This window comes from Vitreimonas sp. (assembly GCF_035627415.1).
GTDB lineage: Bacteria > Pseudomonadota > Alphaproteobacteria > Caulobacterales > Aquidulcibacteraceae > Vitreimonas.
In genome coordinates this window covers 42,528-61,407 of the sequence record NZ_DASPLU010000001.1, presented here as the reverse complement: position 1 = coordinate 61,407, position 18,880 = coordinate 42,528, and the positions used below count along the sequence as shown (strand labels likewise).

The 18,880-nt window shown below is 65.0% G+C and carries 27 protein-coding genes and 4 tRNA genes; 28 read left to right on the top strand and 3 right to left on the bottom strand.

Translation table 11 applies throughout. From position 1 onward, the window contains the following. Positions 1–14: 14 nt before the first annotated feature. From VEA80_RS00365 to VEA80_RS00355, 3 genes are all read left to right on the top strand, one after another. Positions 15–89, top strand: a tRNA-Glu gene (locus VEA80_RS00365). A gap of 54 nt (positions 90–143) precedes the next feature. Continuing rightward, a complete protein-coding gene (locus tag VEA80_RS00360; protein WP_325058692.1) occupies positions 144–629 on the top strand; it encodes a DUF192 domain-containing protein in 486 nt (161 codons plus the stop codon). Positions 630–671: 42 nt separating this feature from the next. Then, positions 672–748 (top strand) — tRNA-Pro (locus tag VEA80_RS00355). 191 nt (positions 749–939) lie between these two features. Here the strand turns inward: VEA80_RS00355 and VEA80_RS00350 are convergent. Both VEA80_RS00350 and VEA80_RS00345 read right to left on the bottom strand, forming a co-directional pair. Continuing rightward, positions 940–1,263 (bottom strand): hypothetical protein, encoded by a 324-nt coding sequence (locus VEA80_RS00350; RefSeq protein ID WP_325058691.1) that lies wholly within the window; start codon positions 1,261–1,263, stop codon positions 940–942. A gap of 103 nt (positions 1,264–1,366) precedes the next feature. Next, positions 1,367–2,587, bottom strand: coding sequence for a CaiB/BaiF CoA-transferase family protein (locus VEA80_RS00345; protein WP_325058690.1), 1,221 nt, complete (start codon positions 2,585–2,587; stop codon positions 1,367–1,369). Between the two features lie 475 nt (positions 2,588–3,062). Between VEA80_RS00345 and VEA80_RS00340 the strand changes: the two genes are divergently transcribed. The 20 genes from VEA80_RS00340 (at position 3,063) to VEA80_RS00245 (ending at position 13,655) form a co-directional block, all read left to right on the top strand. After that, on the top strand, positions 3,063–3,515 hold the full coding sequence (locus tag VEA80_RS00340; protein WP_325058689.1) for a GFA family protein: 453 nt from the start codon (positions 3,063–3,065) through the stop codon (positions 3,513–3,515). Next, on the top strand, positions 3,512–4,324 hold the full coding sequence (locus tag VEA80_RS00335) for a potassium channel family protein (RefSeq protein WP_325058688.1): 813 nt from the start codon (positions 3,512–3,514) through the stop codon (positions 4,322–4,324). Before VEA80_RS00340 ends, VEA80_RS00335 begins: the two co-directional genes overlap by 4 nt. Beyond that, positions 4,315–4,389 (top strand) — tRNA-Val (locus VEA80_RS00330). Before VEA80_RS00335 ends, VEA80_RS00330 begins: the two co-directional genes overlap by 10 nt. 170 nt (positions 4,390–4,559) lie before the next feature. Further along, entirely contained in the window at positions 4,560–5,075 is a 516-nt protein-coding gene (locus tag VEA80_RS00325) for a hypothetical protein (RefSeq protein WP_325058687.1), read from the top strand. 85 nt (positions 5,076–5,160) lie between these two features. Next, positions 5,161–5,237, top strand: a tRNA-Asp gene (locus VEA80_RS00320). Positions 5,238–5,287: 50 nt separating this feature from the next. Then, positions 5,288–6,172 (top strand): 2OG-Fe(II) oxygenase, encoded by an 885-nt coding sequence (locus VEA80_RS00315; protein WP_325058686.1) that lies wholly within the window; start codon positions 5,288–5,290, stop codon positions 6,170–6,172. Between the two features lie 114 nt (positions 6,173–6,286). Next, on the top strand, positions 6,287–6,664 hold the full coding sequence (locus VEA80_RS00310) for an NADH-quinone oxidoreductase subunit A (RefSeq protein WP_325058685.1): 378 nt from the start codon (positions 6,287–6,289) through the stop codon (positions 6,662–6,664). After that, a complete protein-coding gene (locus tag VEA80_RS00305; RefSeq protein WP_349257185.1) occupies positions 6,634–7,218 on the top strand; it encodes an NADH-quinone oxidoreductase subunit B family protein in 585 nt (194 codons plus the stop codon). The genes VEA80_RS00310 and VEA80_RS00305 overlap by 31 nt, the downstream gene beginning before the upstream one ends. Continuing rightward, positions 7,215–7,820 (top strand): NADH-quinone oxidoreductase subunit C, encoded by a 606-nt coding sequence (locus tag VEA80_RS00300; protein WP_325058683.1) that lies wholly within the window; start codon positions 7,215–7,217, stop codon positions 7,818–7,820. Before VEA80_RS00305 ends, VEA80_RS00300 begins: the two co-directional genes overlap by 4 nt. Further along, positions 7,817–8,212 (top strand): VOC family protein, encoded by a 396-nt coding sequence (locus VEA80_RS00295; protein WP_325058682.1) that lies wholly within the window; start codon positions 7,817–7,819, stop codon positions 8,210–8,212. The genes VEA80_RS00300 and VEA80_RS00295 overlap by 4 nt, the downstream gene beginning before the upstream one ends. Before the next feature lie 3 nt (positions 8,213–8,215). Continuing rightward, positions 8,216–9,418 carry an NADH-quinone oxidoreductase subunit D gene (locus VEA80_RS00290; protein WP_325058681.1) on the top strand — a complete coding sequence of 401 codons (1,203 nt, stop codon included), beginning with the start codon at positions 8,216–8,218 and terminating at the stop codon, positions 9,416–9,418. Beyond that, the gene (locus tag VEA80_RS00285; protein ID WP_325058680.1) at positions 9,415–9,846 is read left to right on the top strand and encodes a hypothetical protein; all 432 of its coding nucleotides are present in this window, start codon (positions 9,415–9,417) and stop codon (positions 9,844–9,846) included. The genes VEA80_RS00290 and VEA80_RS00285 overlap by 4 nt, the downstream gene beginning before the upstream one ends. Then, positions 9,843–10,214, top strand: coding sequence for a hypothetical protein (locus VEA80_RS00280; RefSeq protein WP_325058679.1), 372 nt, complete (start codon positions 9,843–9,845; stop codon positions 10,212–10,214). The genes VEA80_RS00285 and VEA80_RS00280 overlap by 4 nt, the downstream gene beginning before the upstream one ends. Then, positions 10,211–10,543 (top strand): nuclear transport factor 2 family protein, encoded by a 333-nt coding sequence (locus VEA80_RS00275; RefSeq protein ID WP_325058678.1) that lies wholly within the window; start codon positions 10,211–10,213, stop codon positions 10,541–10,543. Before VEA80_RS00280 ends, VEA80_RS00275 begins: the two co-directional genes overlap by 4 nt. 7 nt (positions 10,544–10,550) lie before the next feature. Then, positions 10,551–11,204: an NADH-quinone oxidoreductase subunit NuoE gene (nuoE, locus tag VEA80_RS00270; protein ID WP_325058677.1), complete on the top strand. Its 654-nt coding sequence runs from the start codon at positions 10,551–10,553 to the stop codon at positions 11,202–11,204. After that, positions 11,201–11,449 (top strand): hypothetical protein, encoded by a 249-nt coding sequence (locus VEA80_RS00265; RefSeq protein ID WP_325058676.1) that lies wholly within the window; start codon positions 11,201–11,203, stop codon positions 11,447–11,449. The genes nuoE and VEA80_RS00265 overlap by 4 nt, the downstream gene beginning before the upstream one ends. Further along, positions 11,446–11,736 (top strand): hypothetical protein, encoded by a 291-nt coding sequence (locus VEA80_RS00260; RefSeq protein ID WP_325058675.1) that lies wholly within the window; start codon positions 11,446–11,448, stop codon positions 11,734–11,736. The genes VEA80_RS00265 and VEA80_RS00260 overlap by 4 nt, the downstream gene beginning before the upstream one ends. Beyond that, on the top strand, positions 11,717–13,027 hold the full coding sequence (nuoF, locus tag VEA80_RS00255) for an NADH-quinone oxidoreductase subunit NuoF (RefSeq protein ID WP_325058674.1): 1,311 nt from the start codon (positions 11,717–11,719) through the stop codon (positions 13,025–13,027). The genes VEA80_RS00260 and nuoF overlap by 20 nt, the downstream gene beginning before the upstream one ends. Continuing rightward, positions 13,024–13,359 carry a hypothetical protein gene (locus tag VEA80_RS00250; protein WP_325058673.1) on the top strand — a complete coding sequence of 112 codons (336 nt, stop codon included), beginning with the start codon at positions 13,024–13,026 and terminating at the stop codon, positions 13,357–13,359. Before nuoF ends, VEA80_RS00250 begins: the two co-directional genes overlap by 4 nt. Beyond that, positions 13,356–13,655, top strand: a complete 300-nt coding sequence (locus VEA80_RS00245; protein ID WP_325058672.1) for a YciI-like protein — start codon at positions 13,356–13,358, stop codon at positions 13,653–13,655. The genes VEA80_RS00250 and VEA80_RS00245 overlap by 4 nt, the downstream gene beginning before the upstream one ends. A 69-nt stretch (positions 13,656–13,724) precedes the next feature. Here the strand turns inward: VEA80_RS00245 and VEA80_RS00240 are convergent, their stop codons facing one another. Then, positions 13,725–14,114, bottom strand: a complete 390-nt coding sequence (locus VEA80_RS00240; protein WP_325058671.1) for a hypothetical protein — start codon at positions 14,112–14,114, stop codon at positions 13,725–13,727. On the opposite strand from VEA80_RS00240, the gene nuoG reads away from it, so the two are divergent. The 5 genes from nuoG to nuoK all read left to right on the top strand — a co-directional run bounded on the left by nuoG (position 14,113) and on the right by nuoK (position 18,879). Beyond that, the gene (gene nuoG / locus VEA80_RS00235; RefSeq protein ID WP_325058670.1) at positions 14,113–16,185 is read left to right on the top strand and encodes an NADH-quinone oxidoreductase subunit NuoG; all 2,073 of its coding nucleotides are present in this window, start codon (positions 14,113–14,115) and stop codon (positions 16,183–16,185) included. The genes VEA80_RS00240 and nuoG overlap by 2 nt on opposite strands. After that, entirely contained in the window at positions 16,182–17,312 is a 1,131-nt protein-coding gene (gene nuoH / locus VEA80_RS00230) for an NADH-quinone oxidoreductase subunit NuoH (protein WP_325058669.1), read from the top strand. Before nuoG ends, nuoH begins: the two co-directional genes overlap by 4 nt. Next, positions 17,313–17,801, top strand: coding sequence for an NADH-quinone oxidoreductase subunit NuoI (gene nuoI / locus VEA80_RS00225; RefSeq protein WP_325058668.1), 489 nt, complete (start codon positions 17,313–17,315; stop codon positions 17,799–17,801). It begins immediately after the preceding gene. Positions 17,802–17,962: 161 nt separating this feature from the next. Then, a complete protein-coding gene (locus VEA80_RS00220) occupies positions 17,963–18,571 on the top strand; it encodes an NADH-quinone oxidoreductase subunit J (protein ID WP_325058667.1) in 609 nt (202 codons plus the stop codon). Next, a complete protein-coding gene (gene nuoK / locus VEA80_RS00215) occupies positions 18,571–18,879 on the top strand; it encodes an NADH-quinone oxidoreductase subunit NuoK (protein WP_325058666.1) in 309 nt (102 codons plus the stop codon). The genes VEA80_RS00220 and nuoK overlap by 1 nt, the downstream gene beginning before the upstream one ends. Position 18,880: the final 1 nt, after the last annotated feature.

The following is an 18,880-nucleotide window of genomic DNA, read 5'->3' as shown; positions in this document are numbered from 1 at the left end:
TTGGGTGGCCACGTGGGCCCTTCGTCTATCGGTTAGGACGTCAGGTTTTCAACCTGAAAAGAGGGGTTCGACTCCCCTAGGGCCTGCCACTTCCCGCCGCCGCCCCACATGCTAGAAGCGGTCCGTCAGGACAGGGTTGCTCAATGCTGCCGAAAAATATCGTGCGCGCTGTGGCGCTGACGCTCGTGCTGAGCGTAGGCGCGTGCGCCCAATCCGACACCGAGAGCAAGGCGGGAGCGACGGCGCAGGTGGAGACCGAGGAGCTCACGATCGAGACCGCCGGCGGCCCGGTTCGGGTCACGGTCGAAATCGCCGATACCGAGGAAGAGCGCGCGCGCGGATTGATGTTCCGGCCGCCGCTTCCCGACAATTATGGGATGCTGTTTCACTTTCAGCAGCCGGAGCGAGCGAGCTTCTGGATGCGTAACACGCCCTCATCGCTCGACATCATCTTCATCGGTGTCGATGGTCGTATCCTGAACATCGCCGAGCGCACGACTCCTTATTCGTTGGAGAGCGTGCCCGCGGTGGGGCTGACGCGCGGCGTGCTGGAGATACGCGGCGGGCACGCCGCCGAGCTTGGTCTCCGTGCGGGCGACCGCGTTCGGCACCGCATCTTTCCAGACTAGCGGCGTTGCCGGACGCTCTGTTGCGTGGCAACAGGTGCGCATCGGGGTGTAGCTCAGCCTGGTAGAGCGCCAGCTTTGGGAGCTGGATGTCGCGAGTTCGAATCCCGCCGCCCCGACCAGCCTTCGCTGCGCGCAGCGCAAAGCGAAAGCTGCCCTCCGAAGCCTTGGCGTGGGGGGCTCGTCAATCCCGCGCGCGCAGCTTCGGCTGGCTTACGCCATTACGCTGCTCGCCTGGAGGACCGCGCCCGTGTCAACGTGAAAACGCCGCGCTAGTGAGGCGCGGCGTTTCCTTACGCGGGGGCGGAGAGCCTTACGGATACGGCTCGCCGTTCTCGTAGAAGTAGCGGCCCGATTGCGGATCATAGAAATAATAGCGACCGCTGCGACGGTCGTAACGCTCGCGGCGGTTGTCGACGTTGCCGCAACGGCCTTCTTCGCGGCACCCCAGATACCAGCCGGCCGCACCGCCGACCACGGCGCCAGCAAGCGCCGCTTCGTCGTCGCCGAGAATGGCGCCGGCCGCGCCGCCGATGGCCGCGCCGCTGAGGGCGCCGCGTTCACTTGGGGTCATGCCCGCGCAGGCGCTCAAGCTGAGCGCGGCGGCGGACACGTAAGCAGTCAAAGCAAGGCGCATGTCGGTGTCTCCTGTCCTCGTGCGAGCCAAACGAGAGGCAACCGGCGGTGTTCCCTAACGATTTCGTGGGTCGCAAACTTGCCGCATTTGCCGCTGCTGCGCGTCAGATCACGCCACCGTCTCGCAGGCGGGCGAGCTCTGTTTGGGCCAGGCCGAGAAGTTCCGTGAGCACCGGCTGGGTGTCCTGTCCCAGGAGCGGCGGCGCGGCGCGAGTGGTGGGCGGCGTTGCGCTCATGCGCAGCGGATTGGCGGCGAGCTTGATCTCACGCCCATCGGCGCGGGTGACGCTTTCGACCGCGCCGCGCGCCGCCACGTGCGGATCGGCGTAGACGTCCTCCAGCGTGTTGATGGGGCCGCAGGGCACTTGCGCCGCTTCGAGCGCGGCGATCCATTGCGACGTGGTGCGCTGGATGGTCATGTGCGTGAGCGCTGCGGTGAGCTCCTCGCGGTGGCGGACGCGCGCTTCGTTGGTGGCGAAGCGTGCGTCGTCGGCGAGCTTCACGTTCGCGGCGGCGCAGAAATCGCGGAATTGGCCGTCATTGCCGACGGCGAGAATGATGTGACCGTCGGATGTGGCGAGCACCTGATAGGGCGCGATCGATGCGTGCTGATTGCCGAGCCGTTTGGGCTTTTCGCCGGAAACCAGATAGCTCGCGCCGAGATTGGCGAGCATCGCGATTTGCGAATCCAGCAGCGCCGCGTCGATGCGCTGGCCTTCGCCGGTGCGTTCGGCGTGGCGCAGCGCGGCGAGCATCGCCGTCACCGCATACATGCCGGTGAACAGATCGGCGACGGCGACGGCGCTTTTCATCGGCTCACCGGCGGGTTCTCCGGTGAGGCTCATGAGGCCGCCCATGCCTTGGATGATGTAATCGTACCCGGGACGCGCCGCGTACGGGCCGGTTTGGCCGAAGCCGCTGATCGAGCAATAGACGATCGCAGGATTGATCGCGGCGATGCTCTTGTAATCGAGCCCGTAGCGCGTGAGCCCGCCGGTCTTGAAGTTCTCGACGAAGATTTGGCAATGCGGGACGAGCCTGCGCACGAGCTCCGCGCCGTCGGGCTTGGCGAAATCGATCGTGACCGAGCGCTTGTTGCGGTTTGCAGCGAGGTAATAGGCTGCGTCGCCGCGGCCGCCGTCCTGTTCGGGCAAGAACGGCGGCCCCCAGCTGCGGGTGTCGTCGCCGGCGCCGGGCTTTTCGATCTTGATCACGTCGGCGCCGAGATCGCCGAGAATCTGCGTCGCCCACGGACCCGCGAGCACGCGTGAAAGATCGAGCACGCGCACGCCGGCGAGGGCGGCTTTTGTCAAAGTCGTCGTCATCGGAGATCGCGTAGACGCCTGACCGCGCCGCCGCTAGTAGCAGGGGCGGGAGGGGCCATGACGAAACGAAGGCAGTCTACTCCGCCGGCTGGGGCGCCCAGGCGCCGCCGGTTATCTGCGCGCGGCAGGCAGCGTTTCGGAGAATTCGTCGCGAACGGCCTGTTCGGCGCCGCGGCGCTGATCGGATCGGCTATTGTGCTGCCGGGATTGCTGGAGGCGGAACGCCTGCCGTCCGAATTGTTCTTTGGGGCCGCGGCCATGTTCGCCGTGTGCGTGGCGACGGCGCTCGCGGTCCGCTATATGACAGAGGAGCATGAGGGCGAACGGACATGAATTCGCTGAGCGCAGCCGAGCAAGCCGTCCTTTTCCTCTCCGTCTTTGGCGGGGTCTTCAGCGTGGGCGCCTTTGCCTTCACGTGGTGGATCTCGCGCCCGCCTCCTGCTGATCCTGAGAATCCGCACAGGACGCCCGCCGAATGAGCCGAGAAGCTATCGCCACCGGCGGCTGCCAGTGCGGCAAGGTTCGCTACGCGCTCTACGTGGCGCCGCAGAATTCGCACGTCTGCCATTGCCGCATGTGCCAGCGCGCGACCGGCGGGGTGTTCGCCGCGCTGGCGGGCGCGCCGAAGAGCGAGTTCGCGTGGACTGAGGGCGATCCGGCGTTCTTCGCCAGCTCGAATCTGGCCAAGCGCGCCTATTGCCGCGATTGCGGCACGCCGCTCTCGTTCAGCTATGACATGCCGGAAGCGCGCTTCTATGTGACGATCGGATCGATGGACGATCCGGAGGCGGCGCCGATCGTGCAGCAATACGGGATAGAAAGCCGGCTTTCGTGGGTGAAATTCTGCGAGGACGTGCCGGCCGAGAAGACCGGCGAGGATCCGAAAGCGGCCGCGTTCTTCAAGACGATGCAGAGCCACCAAGGGTGAGACGTCGTCGCCGGCTGCGTTCGCGGTTCAGAGCGTACTATTTCGGGCACACGCAATCGGCGCTGCGCTTCCAGGGCGTGCTGTTCGTTCTGGATGTCCTGATCATCGGCTTCTTCATCGGCAGCCAATTCATCCGCGAACAATCCTGGTTCTGGATGGTCGATTTGGCGATCGCCATTTTCGTCGCGCTCGATCTGCTGGCGCGGCTGTTCGCGTTTGGCACCGTGCGGCGGTGGCTCAAATATCCGAACACCTGGGTCGATCTCGTGGTGCTGGCGACGCTGGCGTTCCCGACCGTGCTTTATAATTGGGGCTTCTTGCGCATCCTGCGACTGTGGACGCTGGTGCATAGCGAGCGTTTCTGGAACGTGCTCGCGCGCGGCAAGTGGGACGACACCTATGTGGAGGACCTCGCGCGCGCGATCGTGACGATGGCGGTGTTTGTTTTCATCGCCGCAGGGCTGACGCAGGCGCTTTATCTGGGCGATCACCCGAAGCTGAACAATTTTCTCGACGCGATCTATTTCGTGGTGACCTCGCTCACGACCACGGGCTACGGCGACATCACCATCGATACGGCGTCCGGCCGGGTGTTCTCGATCGCGCTGATGATCACGGGCATCAGCCTCTTCTTCAACATCGCGCAGAAGGCGTTCGCGCCGCACCAGAAGATTCAGCGCTGCGTGCGCTGCGGGCTCGACCGGCACGGGCTCAACGCCAATTACTGCTGCAATTGCGGCGCGGAGCTCACGGCCCCCTTGCGCGGACGCGCGCGGATCGCCAGGAGAACGGCCGGCAAGGGCGGTTAGCTCAGCGGTAGAGCGTCTCGTTTACACCGAGAGGGTCGGGGGTTCGATCCCCTCACCGCCCACCAGCCTTCGCTTGACGAAGTCGAGGGAACGGCTGCCCTCCAAAGCTTCAGCGTAGGAGGGCTGAGCCGGCCGGGGCGCAGCTTCGGATGGCTGACGCCATCTTCCCATGGAACTGAGACGCGTGTGGACAACTTACTACGCCGCGCGCTGCAGGCGGTGGTAGGTTGGCGGGATGAATCACGTTCGCTCCGGTTTTGTCTTGATGGCCGCAGCCGCCGCCGCGTCCTGCGGGCCGGCCGCAGTCGGGCCGCAGCAAGCCGCCTCCGCGCCGGTCGAGCGGCTGGAGGCGACGTCCGCCCCCGACTTCCGGCCCTACGTCGGGCAGACTTACGCCGCGTTCGCGGCGGCGCCGGCGATGCGCCGGTATTCATTGCAGAGCCTCGGCGTTCCGGCGGCGGAGCAGGCCCGCTTCACCCATTCGATGTCCAACCCCGCGCCCGGCCTCGTCGCGGGAGGCGGCGGCGCCGAGGCCTTGGTCTTTTCCGGCTGCGCGCCGTCAGGGTGTCTCGAGGGTTTGTCGGTCGTGGCGATCGACATGAGCTCGGGTGACGTGTTCATCGGCGTCAGCGACGCCGCCGGGGCGGAGAAGCTGGTTCCGAACGAGCGGCTCGAAGCGCTGTTGCGCCTGACCTCACCGAGCCAGACCTGGGACGATCCGGTCCGTCCGCCTGCGACAGCTGCTCCTTAATCTTTATCTGCTAGAAGCCCCGCCTTCGCGTGCTTGACCGCCGGAACGGCTTGGCCTAACTCCGGCGCCTTCTCGCGGAAGAGACGCGGGTGTAGCTCAGTTGGTTAGAGCGCCGGCCTGTCACGCCGGAGGTCGCGGGTTCGAGCCCCGTCACTCGCGCCATTCGCATCGGCCATTGCGCGGAGAGGCGTGGCCGGCGCAAAGCTGTTCTCGTGACCGAGGCCCTTTTCACTGAAGCGCGCGCGCTGCTGCGCGACGGACAAGCCGAGCGCGCGGCGGCTCTGTTTCTGTCGGCCGCCGAAGCCGGCGATGCAGCGGCTATGCAACGCTGCGCGGCGTTCGCGGCAGGCGGCATCGGTCAGCAGCAGGATTGGCCACGCGCCCTCGACTGGCTCCGCCGCGCAGCTGACGCTGGCGATGCAACCGCGGCGCGCCAGCTCGGCGTGCTTGGCGGCGACCACATCGATATTGAATCGCTCCTCGCGCCCCCGCCGCTGCAGTCGTTGACGGATGAAGCGCGGATCGGCGTCGCTCGTGAGTTCGCGCCGCCCGGGTTCAGCGCTTGGATCATCGAGCAAGGGCGCGAGCGGCTGGCGCCCAGCACCGCCAGCAACAGCGAAACGGGTGGATATGAGGTCCGCTCGGTGCGGACGGCAACCACGAGCGGATTCGGGCCGCTCAAGCGCGATCTCGTCGTGGCGGTGCTGCAGGAGCGTGCGGCGCGCCTCACCGGGACGCCGGTGACCCACCATGAGCCGCCCATGCTGATCAGCTATGAGCCGGGCCAGAGCTATGGCGCTCATTATGACTTCATACCGCCCAAGCTGGCGGCGATGGCCGGCGAACTCGAGCGGCTGGGGCAGCGGACGTTCACGCTCGTGACCTATCTCAGCGACGATTTCAGCGGCGGCGCGACACAGTTTCCGACTCTGGGTCTCGAGCTCCGTGGCGGAGTCGGCGAGGCGCTCGTGTTCGCCAACGTGCTTCCCGACGGTGCGCCCGACCGCCGCATGCTGCATGCGGGCCTGCCGCCCACGGCGGGGCGGAAATGGGTGCTGTCGCAATGGCTGCGCAGCAAGCCGCAGCCGGTGCGATGAGGCTTGCGGGCCAGGGCGGGCGCCACTAGCGTCCGCGCCGATTTCGCGGCTGCGGCGCCTCAGACCCTGGCGTCGCGGCCCGACGCCGCTTAGGTGGGTCCCAAAGGACGTGTGATGGGCCTCGATCTGCTCGATTATCTGCCGATTGTGTTCTTCTTCGCCATCGCCCTCGTGCTGGGCGCAGGCTTCCTGATCGCCGCCTGGGTGATCGCGCCGAAGGACCCGGACAAGGAGAAGGTCTCGGCCTACGAGTGCGGGTTCAACGCCTTCGACGACGCGCGGATGAAGTTCGACGTGCGCTTCTATCTCGTGTCGATCCTGTTCATCATCTTCGACCTCGAAGTCGCGTTCCTGTTCCCGTGGGCGATCACGCTGGGCGATATGCCGGCAGAGGTCGGCCAATTCGCGTTCTGGTCGATGATGGCGTTCCTGGGCGTCCTGACGGTCGGCTTTATCTACGAATGGAAGAAAGGCGCTTTGGAATGGGAGTGATCACGCCAGCCGGCGGCGCCGCGCGCGCGGGCGTCGAGGGCGGTTATCCCGTCAAGGAAGACGATCCGTTCTATACGGGCCTTTCCAATCAGCTCGCTGACAAGGGCTTCATCACCGCCGCCGCCGATGATCTGATCACCTGGGCGCGCACCGGCTCGCTCATGTGGATGACGTTCGGGCTCGCCTGCTGCGCGGTCGAGATGATGCAGGCGTCGATGCCGCGCTACGATCTCGAGCGCTTCGGCTTCGCCCCGCGCGCTTCGCCGCGGCAGAGCGACGTGATGATCGTCGCCGGCACGCTGACCAACAAGATGGCCCCGGCGTTGCGCAAGGTCTACGACCAGATGCCCGAGCCGCGTTACGTCATCTCGATGGGTTCGTGCGCGAATGGCGGCGGCTATTATCACTATAGCTACGCCGTGGTGCGCGGCTGCGACCGTATCGTGCCGGTCGACATCTATGTGCCCGGCTGCCCGCCGACGGCGGAAGCGCTCGTCTACGGCGTGCTGCAGTTGCAGCGGAAAATCCGCCGCGAAGGGAACATTGTGCGATGACGCAGGGGCTTGAAGATCTCGGCGCACACATTGCGTCGTCGATGACGAATGCGATCGAGGGGCAGGAGATCGCCTTTGGCGAACTCACGCTGACCGCGCGGGCGGACCAGATCTATGCGGTGATCACCTTCCTGCGCGACGATCCGCGCTGCCGGTTCACGACGCTGATCGACATTTGCGGCGTCGACTATCCGCAGCGGGCCAAGAGGTTCGACGTCGTCTACCATCTCTTGTCGATGCACCTGAACCATCGTGTGCGGGTCAAGGTGGCGGCGGACGAGAACACGCCCGTGCCGAGCATCGTCGGCATCTATCCTTGCGCGGATTGGTTCGAGCGCGAGGCGTTCGACATGTACGGAATCCTGTTCTCGAACCATCCGGATTTGCGGCGCATCCTCACCGATTACGGTTTTCAGGGTTTCCCGCTGCGCAAGGACTTCCCGATGACGGGGCACGTGGAAGTCCGCTACGACGCAGAGCAGCAGCGGGTGATCTACGAGCCCGTGAAGCTCGCGCAGGCTTTCCGGAGCTTCGACTTCCTCTCGCCATGGGAAGGCATGACCTTGCCGGGCGATGAGAAAGCGAGCGAGCAGAAGCCGTGAGCGCCACGCTGCAGATCCGCGATGCGACGCCCGTCCTTCTAGTGAGAGACGTGGTGAAGGCGGCTGCCTACTACACCGACAAGCTGGGCTTTAACGTCGAACGGTTCTGGGGCGATCCGCCGATGTTCACGATCGCCCGGCGCGACGGCGTCTCCGTCATGCTGAATCAGGTCGATGCAGGCGACAGCTTCCGGCCCAACGATTACGATGGGCGCTTCAGCCTGTATCTCGATGTGAGCGACGCGGATGCGTTGCATGCGGAGTTCGCCGCACAGGGCGCCGACATCGTCTGCGCGCCGGAGGATCAGCCGTATTTCATGCGCGAGTTCCAGGTGCGCGATCTCGACGGCCATTTGCTCGGCGTTGGCCACGATATTTCAGGAAAGAACTGAATCATGGCCGAAGGCATCGCCGCCATTCCTGAGGAAAAGCGCACGTTCACGATCAATTTCGGACCGCAGCATCCGGCGGCGCACGGCGTGCTGCGCCTTGTGCTGGAGCTTGACGGCGAGGTGGTGGAGCGGGTCGATCCGCACATCGGCCTGCTGCATCGCGGCACCGAGAAGCTGATCGAGTACAAGACCTATCTGCAGGCGATCCCGTACTTCGATCGGCTTGATTACGTGGCGCCGATCAACCAGGAGCATGCGTTCTGCCTGGCGATCGAGAAGGCGGCCGCGATCGCCGTGCCGCGCCGGGCCCAGATCATCCGCGTGCTCTATTCCGAGATCGGACGGATCCTCAATCACCTGCTCAATGTCACCACGCAGGCGCTAGATGTCGGCGCGCTGACGCCGCCGCTGTGGGGCTTTGAAGAGCGCGAAAAGCTGATGGTGTTCTATGAGCGGGCCTCGGGCTCGCGCATGCATGCGAACTACATCCGCCCGGGCGGCGTGCACCAGGATCTGACGCCGCAGCTGATCGACGACATCGAGACGTGGTGCAGGCAATTTCCGGCCGCCATCGACGACATCGAGGGCCTGCTGACCGACAATCGCATCTTCAAACAGCGCAATGTCGATATCGGCGTGGTAACGCAGGAGGATGTGATCAGGTGGGGTTTCTCCGGCGTGATGGTGCGCGGTTCGGGCCTCGCCTGGGATCTGCGACGCTCGCAGCCGTACGAAATTTATAACGAACTCGAGTTCAAGATTCCGCTGGGGAAGAACGGCGACTGCTACGATCGCTATCTCTGCCGGGTCGAGGAGATGCGCGAGTCGACCAAGATCATGCTCCAGTGCGTCGACCTGCTGCGCAAGACGCCCGGGCCGGTGCTGCCGGAGAATTCGAAGTTCGCGCCGCCGCGCCGGGCCGAGATGAAGACGTCGATGGAAGCGCTCATCCATCACTTCAAGCTTTATACCGAAGGCTTCCACGTGCCGGCGGCGGAAGTGTACGCGGCAGTCGAAGCGCCGAAGGGCGAGTTCGGCGTCTATCTGGTCAGCGACGGCACCAATAAGCCCTATCGCCTCAAGATTCGCGCGCCCGGTTTTCCGCACCTCGCGGCTATGGACTACATGTGCAAGGGTCACATGTTGGCCGACGTTTCCGCCGTGCTGGGCTCGCTCGACATCGTGTTCGGCGAGATCGATCGGTGAGCGGAGAGCATGCGCCGCTGATGCTTTGGATCGAGGGCCTCGTCGCCCTCGTCATCGCATTGGCGTTCCTGCTGCATGCTTTTTTCGCGTTCAAGCCCGAGCACGTCGAGCACCATCCGGCGCGAGTGCGGATCGGCGCCTTGATCCAGGGGCTTTCCATCGGCTTGTTGATCGGCTTCGTGATCGTGCCGCTCAGAATGCAAGTGATGGACGCGCGCGGGTTCGAGACCCCGGAGCTGACGTCCCTCGCATTCGTTCCCGCCTTGCTCATGCTCATCGTCATCCGCCGCGGCGCACTGCTGAAGGCGCCGGTGCTGAAGACGTACCTTCGCGCGTATCGGCGCGCGACCCTCTTGAAAGCGCGAGACGACGCCAACAAGGCGCTGGCCAAACTCGACGAGATCGAAGGGCGGAGGGCCGCGGTATGAACATGGCCGGACCCGGCGCGCTGCTGCTCAACATGGCGATGTGGGTGGCCGTGGCGATCGCGCTCGCGGTGACGTTCACCTATCTGGTGCGCCGCTCGGCGCGCGAGCGCTTTCCAGGCGGCGCCAAGCGCTATCTGGCGGCGCTGATCGTTCAGGCGGCGGGCTTCATGATCCCGATCCCGGTGGTGCTGGTGCTGCTGCTCGGGCAGCCGATCGCGCCCGGGCTCGACGTCATCATTGCGGTCACCGTGGGTGTCGGCGTGTTGGCGCTGCTGCACTACGCGCCGGTGACGGGCCCGTTGTTGAAGGATCTGCGCCGCTCGCGCATCGAAGCGGCGATGGAACGGATATCGGGAGGCCGCAAGTGAGCGCCGCCGATATCGTTCAGCGCCAGCTCGAGGCGTACAACGCCCAGGACTTGGACGCGTTCTGCGCGACCTACGCCGAGGAATGCGTGATCGCCGACCTGAACGGCGCCGTGACGCAAGCGGGCATGGCGGAGATTCGAGCGCGCTATGCGAAGACGTTCGCCGACTTCTCGCAGAACCGCGCCTGGGTCGAGCACCGCATGGCGCTCGGCGATGTCGTTATCGATCACGAGAAGGGCGAGCGCTCGCCCGAGGGGCCGTTCTTCGAGGCGCTCGTGATCTACACCGTTAAAGACGGGCGGATCGCCCGGGTCGATTTCGTGAAGTGAGAGGGACATGAGCGTTCGCCGTCTAGCCGCAGAGCAGCCCGAGAGCTTCGCCTTCACGCCGGAGACGATGGAGCTGGCGCGCTGGTGGATCGCCAAATATCCGCCGGAGCGGAAGCAATCGGCCGTCATTCCGGTGATGTGGCTGGTGCAGAAGCAGGAAGGCTGGGTGTCCGAGCCGGCGATCAAGGCGATCGCCGAGCTGCTCGGCATGCCGGTGATCCGTGTGCTGGAAGTGGCGACGTTCTACACCATGTTCCAGCTCGCGCCGGTCGGTAAGCACCATCTGCAGGTGTGCGGCACGACGCCGTGCATGCTGCGCGGCGCCGAAGAGCTGAAGAAGGTGTGCAAGAGCCGCATCGGCGATAAGCACGCCGTGAGCGCCGACGGCATGTTCTCTTGGGAAGAGGTCGAGTGCGTCGGCGCCTGCGTGAACGCGCCTGTGGTGGCGATCGACGACTACTACCACGAAGACCTGACGCCGGACGCGCTCGAAGCGCTGATGGACAAGCTGGCGCGCGGCGAGAAGATCGCGCCGGGCTCGGCGGCGGGGCGCATCACATCGGCGCCGGAGGGCGGGCCGACGGTGTTGAAAGATCCGACGCTCTACGACGGCTCGCTTGCGAAGCCGATCAAGCTGCCGGGCTTGCCGGAGAAGGTATGAGCGACGCGGAGCCCCCGCACACGCCGGGTCCGCGCCCGCGCTATGAGCCGATCGCCATGGGCGGCGTGTTCAAGCGCAGCGCGCTCGTGCTCTACGCTTTGCTGGCCGTCGGCCTTGCCGCGCTCGCCGTCTATATGGCGACGCTCGGCCAGCGCGAGGTCATGAGCATGTATGTCGCCGCGCCGGCGATTGGCGCGGTATGGTTCGCGCTGCGCGTGTTCATGATGCTGGGGCCGCGCCGATGAACGCGCTGGCGCCGCCCGATCTGGAGACGGCCGAGGGCCGCTCCGCTTATCGGCGTGAGCTGCGCGCCGTCGCGCGCTGGCCGCGGCTGATCGGGTTCGCGATCATCATCGTCTCGGCCGTCGCCGTGCTGAGCTTGCGCAGCGACCCGAACGCCGGCGCTGCGCTCTATGCGGGGTACGCTGGCCTCGTCATCGGCTGGATCGCGCTGATCTACGCTTTCGTGCAACGGAATATCTATCATCGCCGCCGCCTGCGGCAGATCGGGAATGACCATGCTCGCGGATAAGGATCGCATCTTCCTCAATCTCTACGGAACGCACGGGGCTGACCTGGAGAGCGCCAAGAAGCGCGGCGCCTGGAACGGCACCGCCGACATGATCGGCGCGGGCCGCGACTGGATCATCCAGCAGGTGAAGGATTCCGGCCTGCGCGGCCGCGGCGGCGCCGGCTTCCCGACTGGCCTGAAGTGGAGCTTCATGCCGAAAGAGGTGAAGGACCGGCCGCACTATCTCGTCGTCAACGCCGACGAGTCCGAGCCGGGCACCTGCAAAGACCGCGACATGATGCGGCACGATCCGCATCTTTTGATCGAGGGCTGCCTGATCGCCTCGTTCGCGATGCAGGCGCACGCTTGCTACGTCTATATCCGCGGCGAGTATGTGGCCGAGCGCGAGGCGCTCGAGCGTGCGGTGAAGGAAGCTTACGAAGCCAAGCTGATCGGCAAGAACAACGTGCACGGCTGGGACTTCGATCTCTACGTCCATCACGGCGCCGGCGCTTATATTTGTGGGGAAGAGACGGCGCTACTGGAGAGTCTCGAAGGCAAAAAGGGCCAGCCGCGCTTGAAGCCGCCGTTCCCGGCGAACGTCGGCCTCTATGGCTGCCCGACGACGGTGAACAACGTCGAGTCGATCGCTGTCGTGCCGACCATTCTGCGCCGCGGCGCGAAGTGGTTTGCAGGTTTCGGCCGGCCGAACAACACCGGCACCAAGGTGTTCTGCATTTCCGGCCACGTGAACAAGCCCTGCAACATCGAAGAGGCTATGAGCATTCCGCTGAAGCAGCTCATCGAAGAGCATTGCGGCGGCGTGCGCGGCGGCTGGGGCAATCTGAAAGCGGTGATCCCGGGCGGCTCGTCGGTGCGCATGATCCCGGCGCATGAAGCCGAAACCGCGCTGATGGATTTCGACTCGCTGGTGGCGCTGAAATCCGGCCTCGGCACCGCGGCGGTGATCGTGATGGATCAGTCGACCGATCTGATCCGCGCCATCGCCCGCATCGCCTATTTCTACAAACACGAAAGCTGCGGCCAGTGCACACCGTGCCGCGAAGGCACCGGCTGGATGTGGCGGGTGCTGGAGCGGATGGCGAAGGGCGAGGCCGAGCACAGCGAAATCGATCTCCTGCTCGACGTCGCGGGGCAGGTGGAAGGCCATACCATTTGCGCGCTGGGCGACGCAGCCGCCTGGCCGATCCAGGGGCTCATCCGGCACTTCCGGGGCGAGATCGAGCAACGGATTGATCGGTATCGCGCGGCGAAGGGCGTGCACCAGGTGCGCGCGGTGGCGGCGGAGTGAGGGCCAAGCGTCGGCTGGCTGCGCTTTGGCTGGCGGCCGCCGTGTCGTTCGGTGCGGCGGCGTGGGGCGTGACCCAGCTATTAAATCTCACCCGTTTCGGCCTAGTGACCCCGTTTGAGCTTGCGGCTATCGCTCTCGCGAGTCTCGCGGCGATAGGCGGGGTCTTGTTGTTTCGGTGGTGGGGCCTGTTTGTTGGGGCGGTGCTTGCAGGTTACGTGATCACCATCGCCACTTACGCGAGCATCTATTCCTTTGTTGCTGTGTTAGCCTTCTATGTTCCGCTGGCATGCGCAGCGACGGTCAACCACAGGCACTTCAAGTGGTTCAAATGAAGCATTTCCTCCTGATCTACGACTACGCGCCCGACTATCTCGAAAAGCGCGCGACGCATCGACCGGCACACCTCGAGCTTTGCCGTGTATCCGTCGCGCGGGACGAGTTGCAGCTGGGCGGCGCGGTGCCGCAGGATGAGCCGCCGTTCGGGCTGCTGCTGTTCAAGGCGGAGACGGCGGAGGTCGCCGAGGATTTCGCGCGCGCCGATCCTTACGTGACGCAAGGCGTCGTCACGTCCTGGCGGGTGCGGGAGTGGATCACGGTGGTGGGCGCGGGCGCGCTGACGAAGGTCTGAGCGCGACGAAAACGGAGCGGCTTTCGCCGCTCCGCTGACTTCGCATCGGAACGCGCTATTGGAATGCGCTTATTGCGGACGCTCCTCGTCGCGATTCTTGTCGCGCTCGCGGTTTTGGCGTTCGCGATCGCTGCGCTCCATGTCTTCGTTGCGCCGGCCGGGCTGGGCCTGGCGTTGACGATTGTTGTTGTCGCGGTTCCGCTCTTGCGGGGGTTGCTGGTTGGCCATCGGGGAAAACTCCGTATTGCCCGCCCTTGGCGAATAAACGGCCGGCGGGCGGCTGCCGTTCCGGCAAGGCGTGGCAAAAATGACAGGCGCATCCTCGGAAACGTGAACGGTTCCGCGCAGCGCCGGCGCTGCGAGTCGCTCGCAACACCGGGGCGGCTGAAGCGGACGTTTCGCCCCCTTGCAGCGCAGCAATAAATCGGCCATGCGCGTGCGCGAAAGCGGCAGACTCATGACGAAAATTCTCGTCGACGGCGTTGAAGTCGACGTCCCCCCGGAACTCACGTTGCTGCAGGCGTGCGAAGCCGCCGGCGCCGAGATTCCGCGCTTCTGTTATCATGAGCGTCTGTCGATCGCCGGCAATTGCCGCATGTGCCTGATCGAGGTGAAGGTCGGCGGCAAATCAGGGCCGAAGCCGATCGCTTCGTGTGCGCAACAAGTGCGCGATCTGCCGCCACCGCGCGACAACATGCTCAACGAACTCGTCACCAAGAGCGACACCGTCAAAAAGGCGCGCAACGGGGTGATGGAGTTTCTGCTGATCAATCACCCGCTGGATTGCCCGATCTGCGACCAGGGCGGCGAATGCGACCTGCAGGACCAGTCAGTGGCCTATGGCCGCGGCGGTTCGCGCTTCGACGAGAACAAACGCGCGGTCGAAGAGAAGTTCATGGGCCCGCTGGTGAAGACGTGCATGACGCGCTGCATCCAGTGCACGCGCTGCATCCGCTTCGTCACTGAAGTGGCGGGCGTTCCCGAACTCGGCGCCACCGGACGCGGCGAGGACATGGAAGTCACGACCTATCTGGAAGCTGCGCTCACCAGTGAGCTTTCAGCCAACGTGATCGATCTCTGCCCGGTCGGCGCCCTCACTTCGAAGCCGTACGCTTTCAATGCGCGGCCGTGGGAGCTTTCGAAGACGCAGAGCGTCGACGTGATGGACGCGCTGGGCTCGAACATCCGCGTCGATGCGCGCGGCGATGCGGTGCTGCGCGTGCTGCCACGCGTGAATGACGAGATCAACGAAGAGTGGATCTCCGACAAGACGCGCTACGCCGAGGACGGGTTGTCGCGCCAGCGCCTGGATCGCCCTTACATCCGTGAGAACGGCGCGCTGCGCGCTGCGACCTGGGCCGAGGCGCTTGAAGCGGCGGCGAAGGCGCTTTCGGGCGACGCCAAGCGGATCGGCGCCATCGCTGGCGATCTCGCTTGCGCCGAGAGCATGAAGGCGACGCTCGATCTTTTCCGCGCGTTGGGATCGCCGAACACCGATTGCCGTCCGGACGGCGCTATGATCGGCGGCGGCGCGCGGCAAGGCTATCTCTTCAACTCCACCATCGCCGGCCTCGACGAGGCCGACGCCATTCTGCTGATCGGGACGAACCCGCGGCTCGAGGCGCCGGTGCTGAACGCGCGCATCCGCAAAGCGTGGTTGCGCGGCGCCGATGTCGCTTACATCGGCGAAGAGGTCGACCTGAGCTATCCGTACGCGCATCTCGGGACCTCGCTTGCCGACGTGAAGGACCGCGGCGCGATCACGGAGAAGCTGAAAGCGGCGCAGCGGCCGATGGTGATCGTCGGCCAGGGCGCGCTGACGCGTTCCGACTCGGCGGCGGTGCTGCATTCGATCGGCGCGCTGGCGGCGGCGGCTTCGCTCGTGCGCGAAGGCTGGAACGGCTTCAACGTGCTGCACACGGCGGCGGCGCGCGTGGCCGGGCTCGACATGGGCTTCCTGCCGGGCGCCGGCGGCAAGGGCGCGCGGGACATGCTGCAGGGCGGGTTGGATACGCTGCTGCTGCTCGGCGTCGACGAAGTCGAGCTGCCGAAGGCGGGCACGGTCATTTATCTCGGCACGCATGGCGACGCCGGCGCACATCGCGCCGACATCATTCTGCCGGGCGCCGCCTACACGGAAAAGGACGCCACCTGGGTGAACACTGAGGGCCGCGTCCAGTTTGGCCGCCGCGCGACCTTCCCGAAGGGCGATGCGAAGGAAGACTGGACCATTCTTCGCGCGTTGTCCGGCGTGATGGGTAAGACGCTGCCGTACGACTCGCTGGCGGAGCTGCGGGCCAAGATGGTCGCGGATCACCCGACGTTCGGCCAAGTGGACTATGCGCCGGGCGCGGCTGATCTGACCGGCTTCGATCCCACGGCGCTGGGCGCGGCGGGCGAGCTGTCTGGCGCGCCGTTCCGCTCGCCGATCGCTGACTTCTATCTCACCAATCCGATCGCGCGCGCTTCGAAGACGATGGCGGAGTGCTCGCGCCTCAAATCCGGCGCGATGAAAGTGGCTGCGGAATGATTGCTGGCGCCGACTACGTTCCGCTGATCACGCTGCCTGTCGAGGCGGAGTGGTCGATCATGAAGATCGGCCAGATCCTCGGCATCTCGATCCTGCTGTTGATCTCGCTCGCCTTCCTGTTGCTGTTCGACCGCAAGGTCTGGGCGGCGGTGCAGCTGCGTAAGGGGCCGAACGTCGTCGGCCCGTTCGGGCTGCTGCAGTCCTTCGCAGACTTCTTCAAGTTCGTGTTCAAGGAAATCGTCATCCCGGCGGGCGCCAACAAGACGGTGTTCATCCTTGCGCCGCTGATCACGTTCGTGCTCGCGTTCGTGGGCTGGGCGGTGGTGCCGTGGGCCCCGGACGTGGTGATCGCCGACCTGAACGTCGGCATCCTTTATCTCTTCGCGATCAGCTCGCTCGGCGTCTACGGCATCATCATGGGCGGTTGGGCGTCGAACTCGAAGTACCCGTTCCTCGGCGGCCTGCGCTCGGCCGCGCAGATGGTGAGCTACGAGGTTTCGATCGGCTTCATCATCATTACGGTGCTGCTGCTCGTCGGTTCGCTGAATCTGACGACGATCATCGACGCGCAAGCCCAGGGCATCTGGGCCTGGCACGGCTTCCGGATTTTCAATTTCGCCGAGTTTCCGGCCAACATTCTCGTCGGCGTCACTATGCTGGTCATGCTGGTGATGTTCTTCATCTCGGCCCTGGCGGAAACGAACCGCCCGCCGTTCGACTTGCCGGAAGCGGAGTCTGAACTCGTCGCCGGCTACCAGGTCGAGTATTCCTCGACGCCGTACCTGCTCTTCATGATCGGGGAATACCTCAACATCGTGCTCATGTGCGCGATGGTGAACATCCTGTTCCTCGGCGGCTGGCACTTGCCGTGGGGACCGATCGAGAGCCTCGGGCTCGATCCGTTCTGGACCTCGTTCATCGCCATGGGCGTGTTCTACGTGAAGATCTGGATCCAGTTCTTCCTGTTTGCGATGGTGAAGGCGATCGTGCCGCGCTACCGCTACGACCAGCTGATGCGGCTGGGCTGGAAGATTTTCCTGCCGACTTCGATCGTGGCGGTGGTCGCCATGGGTTATTACGTCACCTTCCTTGCGCCGACGGCGACCGCCGTGGCCGGAGCTCAATAGATGTCGCGCTTACTGCAAGCGGCGAAGGGCGCGTTGATGCTCGATATGCTGGGCGGCTTCGCGCTCGGCATGAAGTATTTCTTCCGCCGCAAGGCCACCATCAATTACCCGTACGAGCGCAATCCGCAGAGCCCGCGATTCCGCGGCGAGCATGCTCTGCGCCGTTACGCCAACGGCGAAGAGCGCTGCATCGCCTGCAAGCTCTGCGAAGCGATCTGCCCGGCGCAGGCGATCACGATCGAAGCCGAACCGCGCGAGGACGGTTCGCGCCGGACCACGCGCTACGACATCGACATGGTGAAGTGCATCTATTGCGGCTACTGCCAGGAGGCGTGCCCGGTGGATGCGATCGTCGAGGGGCCGAACCTGGAGTTCGCCACCGAGACGCGCGAAGAACTCTATTACGACAAAGAAAAACTGCTCGCGAACGGCGACCGCTGGGAGCGGGAGATCGCGAAGAACCTAGAACTCGATGCGCCCTATCGATGATTGGTCGCGACTGCTTTCATGCTCCCCCGCGTGCGGGGAAGCTGTCCGCGAAGCGGACTGAGGGGGGCGCGCAGTTGCGCGCGCAGTCCTTCCCCCTCCGGCTCGCTTCGCTCGCCACCTCCCCCGCACGCGGGGGAGGACATGTTGGGAGAGCGTAACGGATGTTGGCGTCGATCGCCTTCTACGTGCTGGCTGCGATCGCGGTGGTCTCCGCGTTCGCGGTCATTTCCGCACGCAATCCCGTGCACTCGGTACTGTTCCTGATCCTGACGTTCTTCACGGCAGCGGGTCTGTTCGTGCTGCTGGGCGCCGAGTTCCTGGCGATGCTGCTGGTGATCGTCTATGTGGGCGCCGTCGCGGTGTTGTTCCTGTTCGTCGTGATGATGCTCGATGTCGACTTCACCGAGCTGAAGCAGGGCTTCCTCTCCTATATGCCGATCGGGATCATAGTCGCGCTGGCGCTTCTGCTAGAGCTGGGGCTTGTGGCCAGTGCGGCGATGGGCGCCGACGGCGCGCCGATCGCGGTCTCGCGAACGCAGGAAGCCGAAGTCACCAACGCGCAAGCCATCGGCCAAGTGCTCTACACCGACTACCTGCTGGTCTTCCAAATGGCGGGACTGGTGTTGTTCGTAGCCATGGTCGGCGCGATTGTGCTGACGCTGCGCCACCGCCCGGGCGTCCGGAAGCAAGACATCGCCGCGCAAGTCGGGCGCCGACGCGCCGAAGCGGTCGAGCTTAAGGATATCCGGCCGGGGCAGGGGATCGGCTGATGGAAATCACCCTCGCGCATTATTTGTTCGTCGCCGCCGCTTTGTTCACGATCGGTGTGTTCGGCATTTTCGTGAACCGCAAGAACGTCATCATCATCCTGATGTCGATCGAGCTGGTGCTACTGTCGGTGAACATCAACCTGGTGGCCTTTTCCGCTTATCTGCAGAACCTCGAGGGGCAGATTTTCGCGATGCTGGTGCTGACGGTGGCGGCGGCGGAAGCCGCGGTCGGCCTCGCAATCCTCGTGACCTACTTCCGCAATCGCGGCGACATCGCCGTCGAAGACATCAATCAGATGAGGGGTTGAG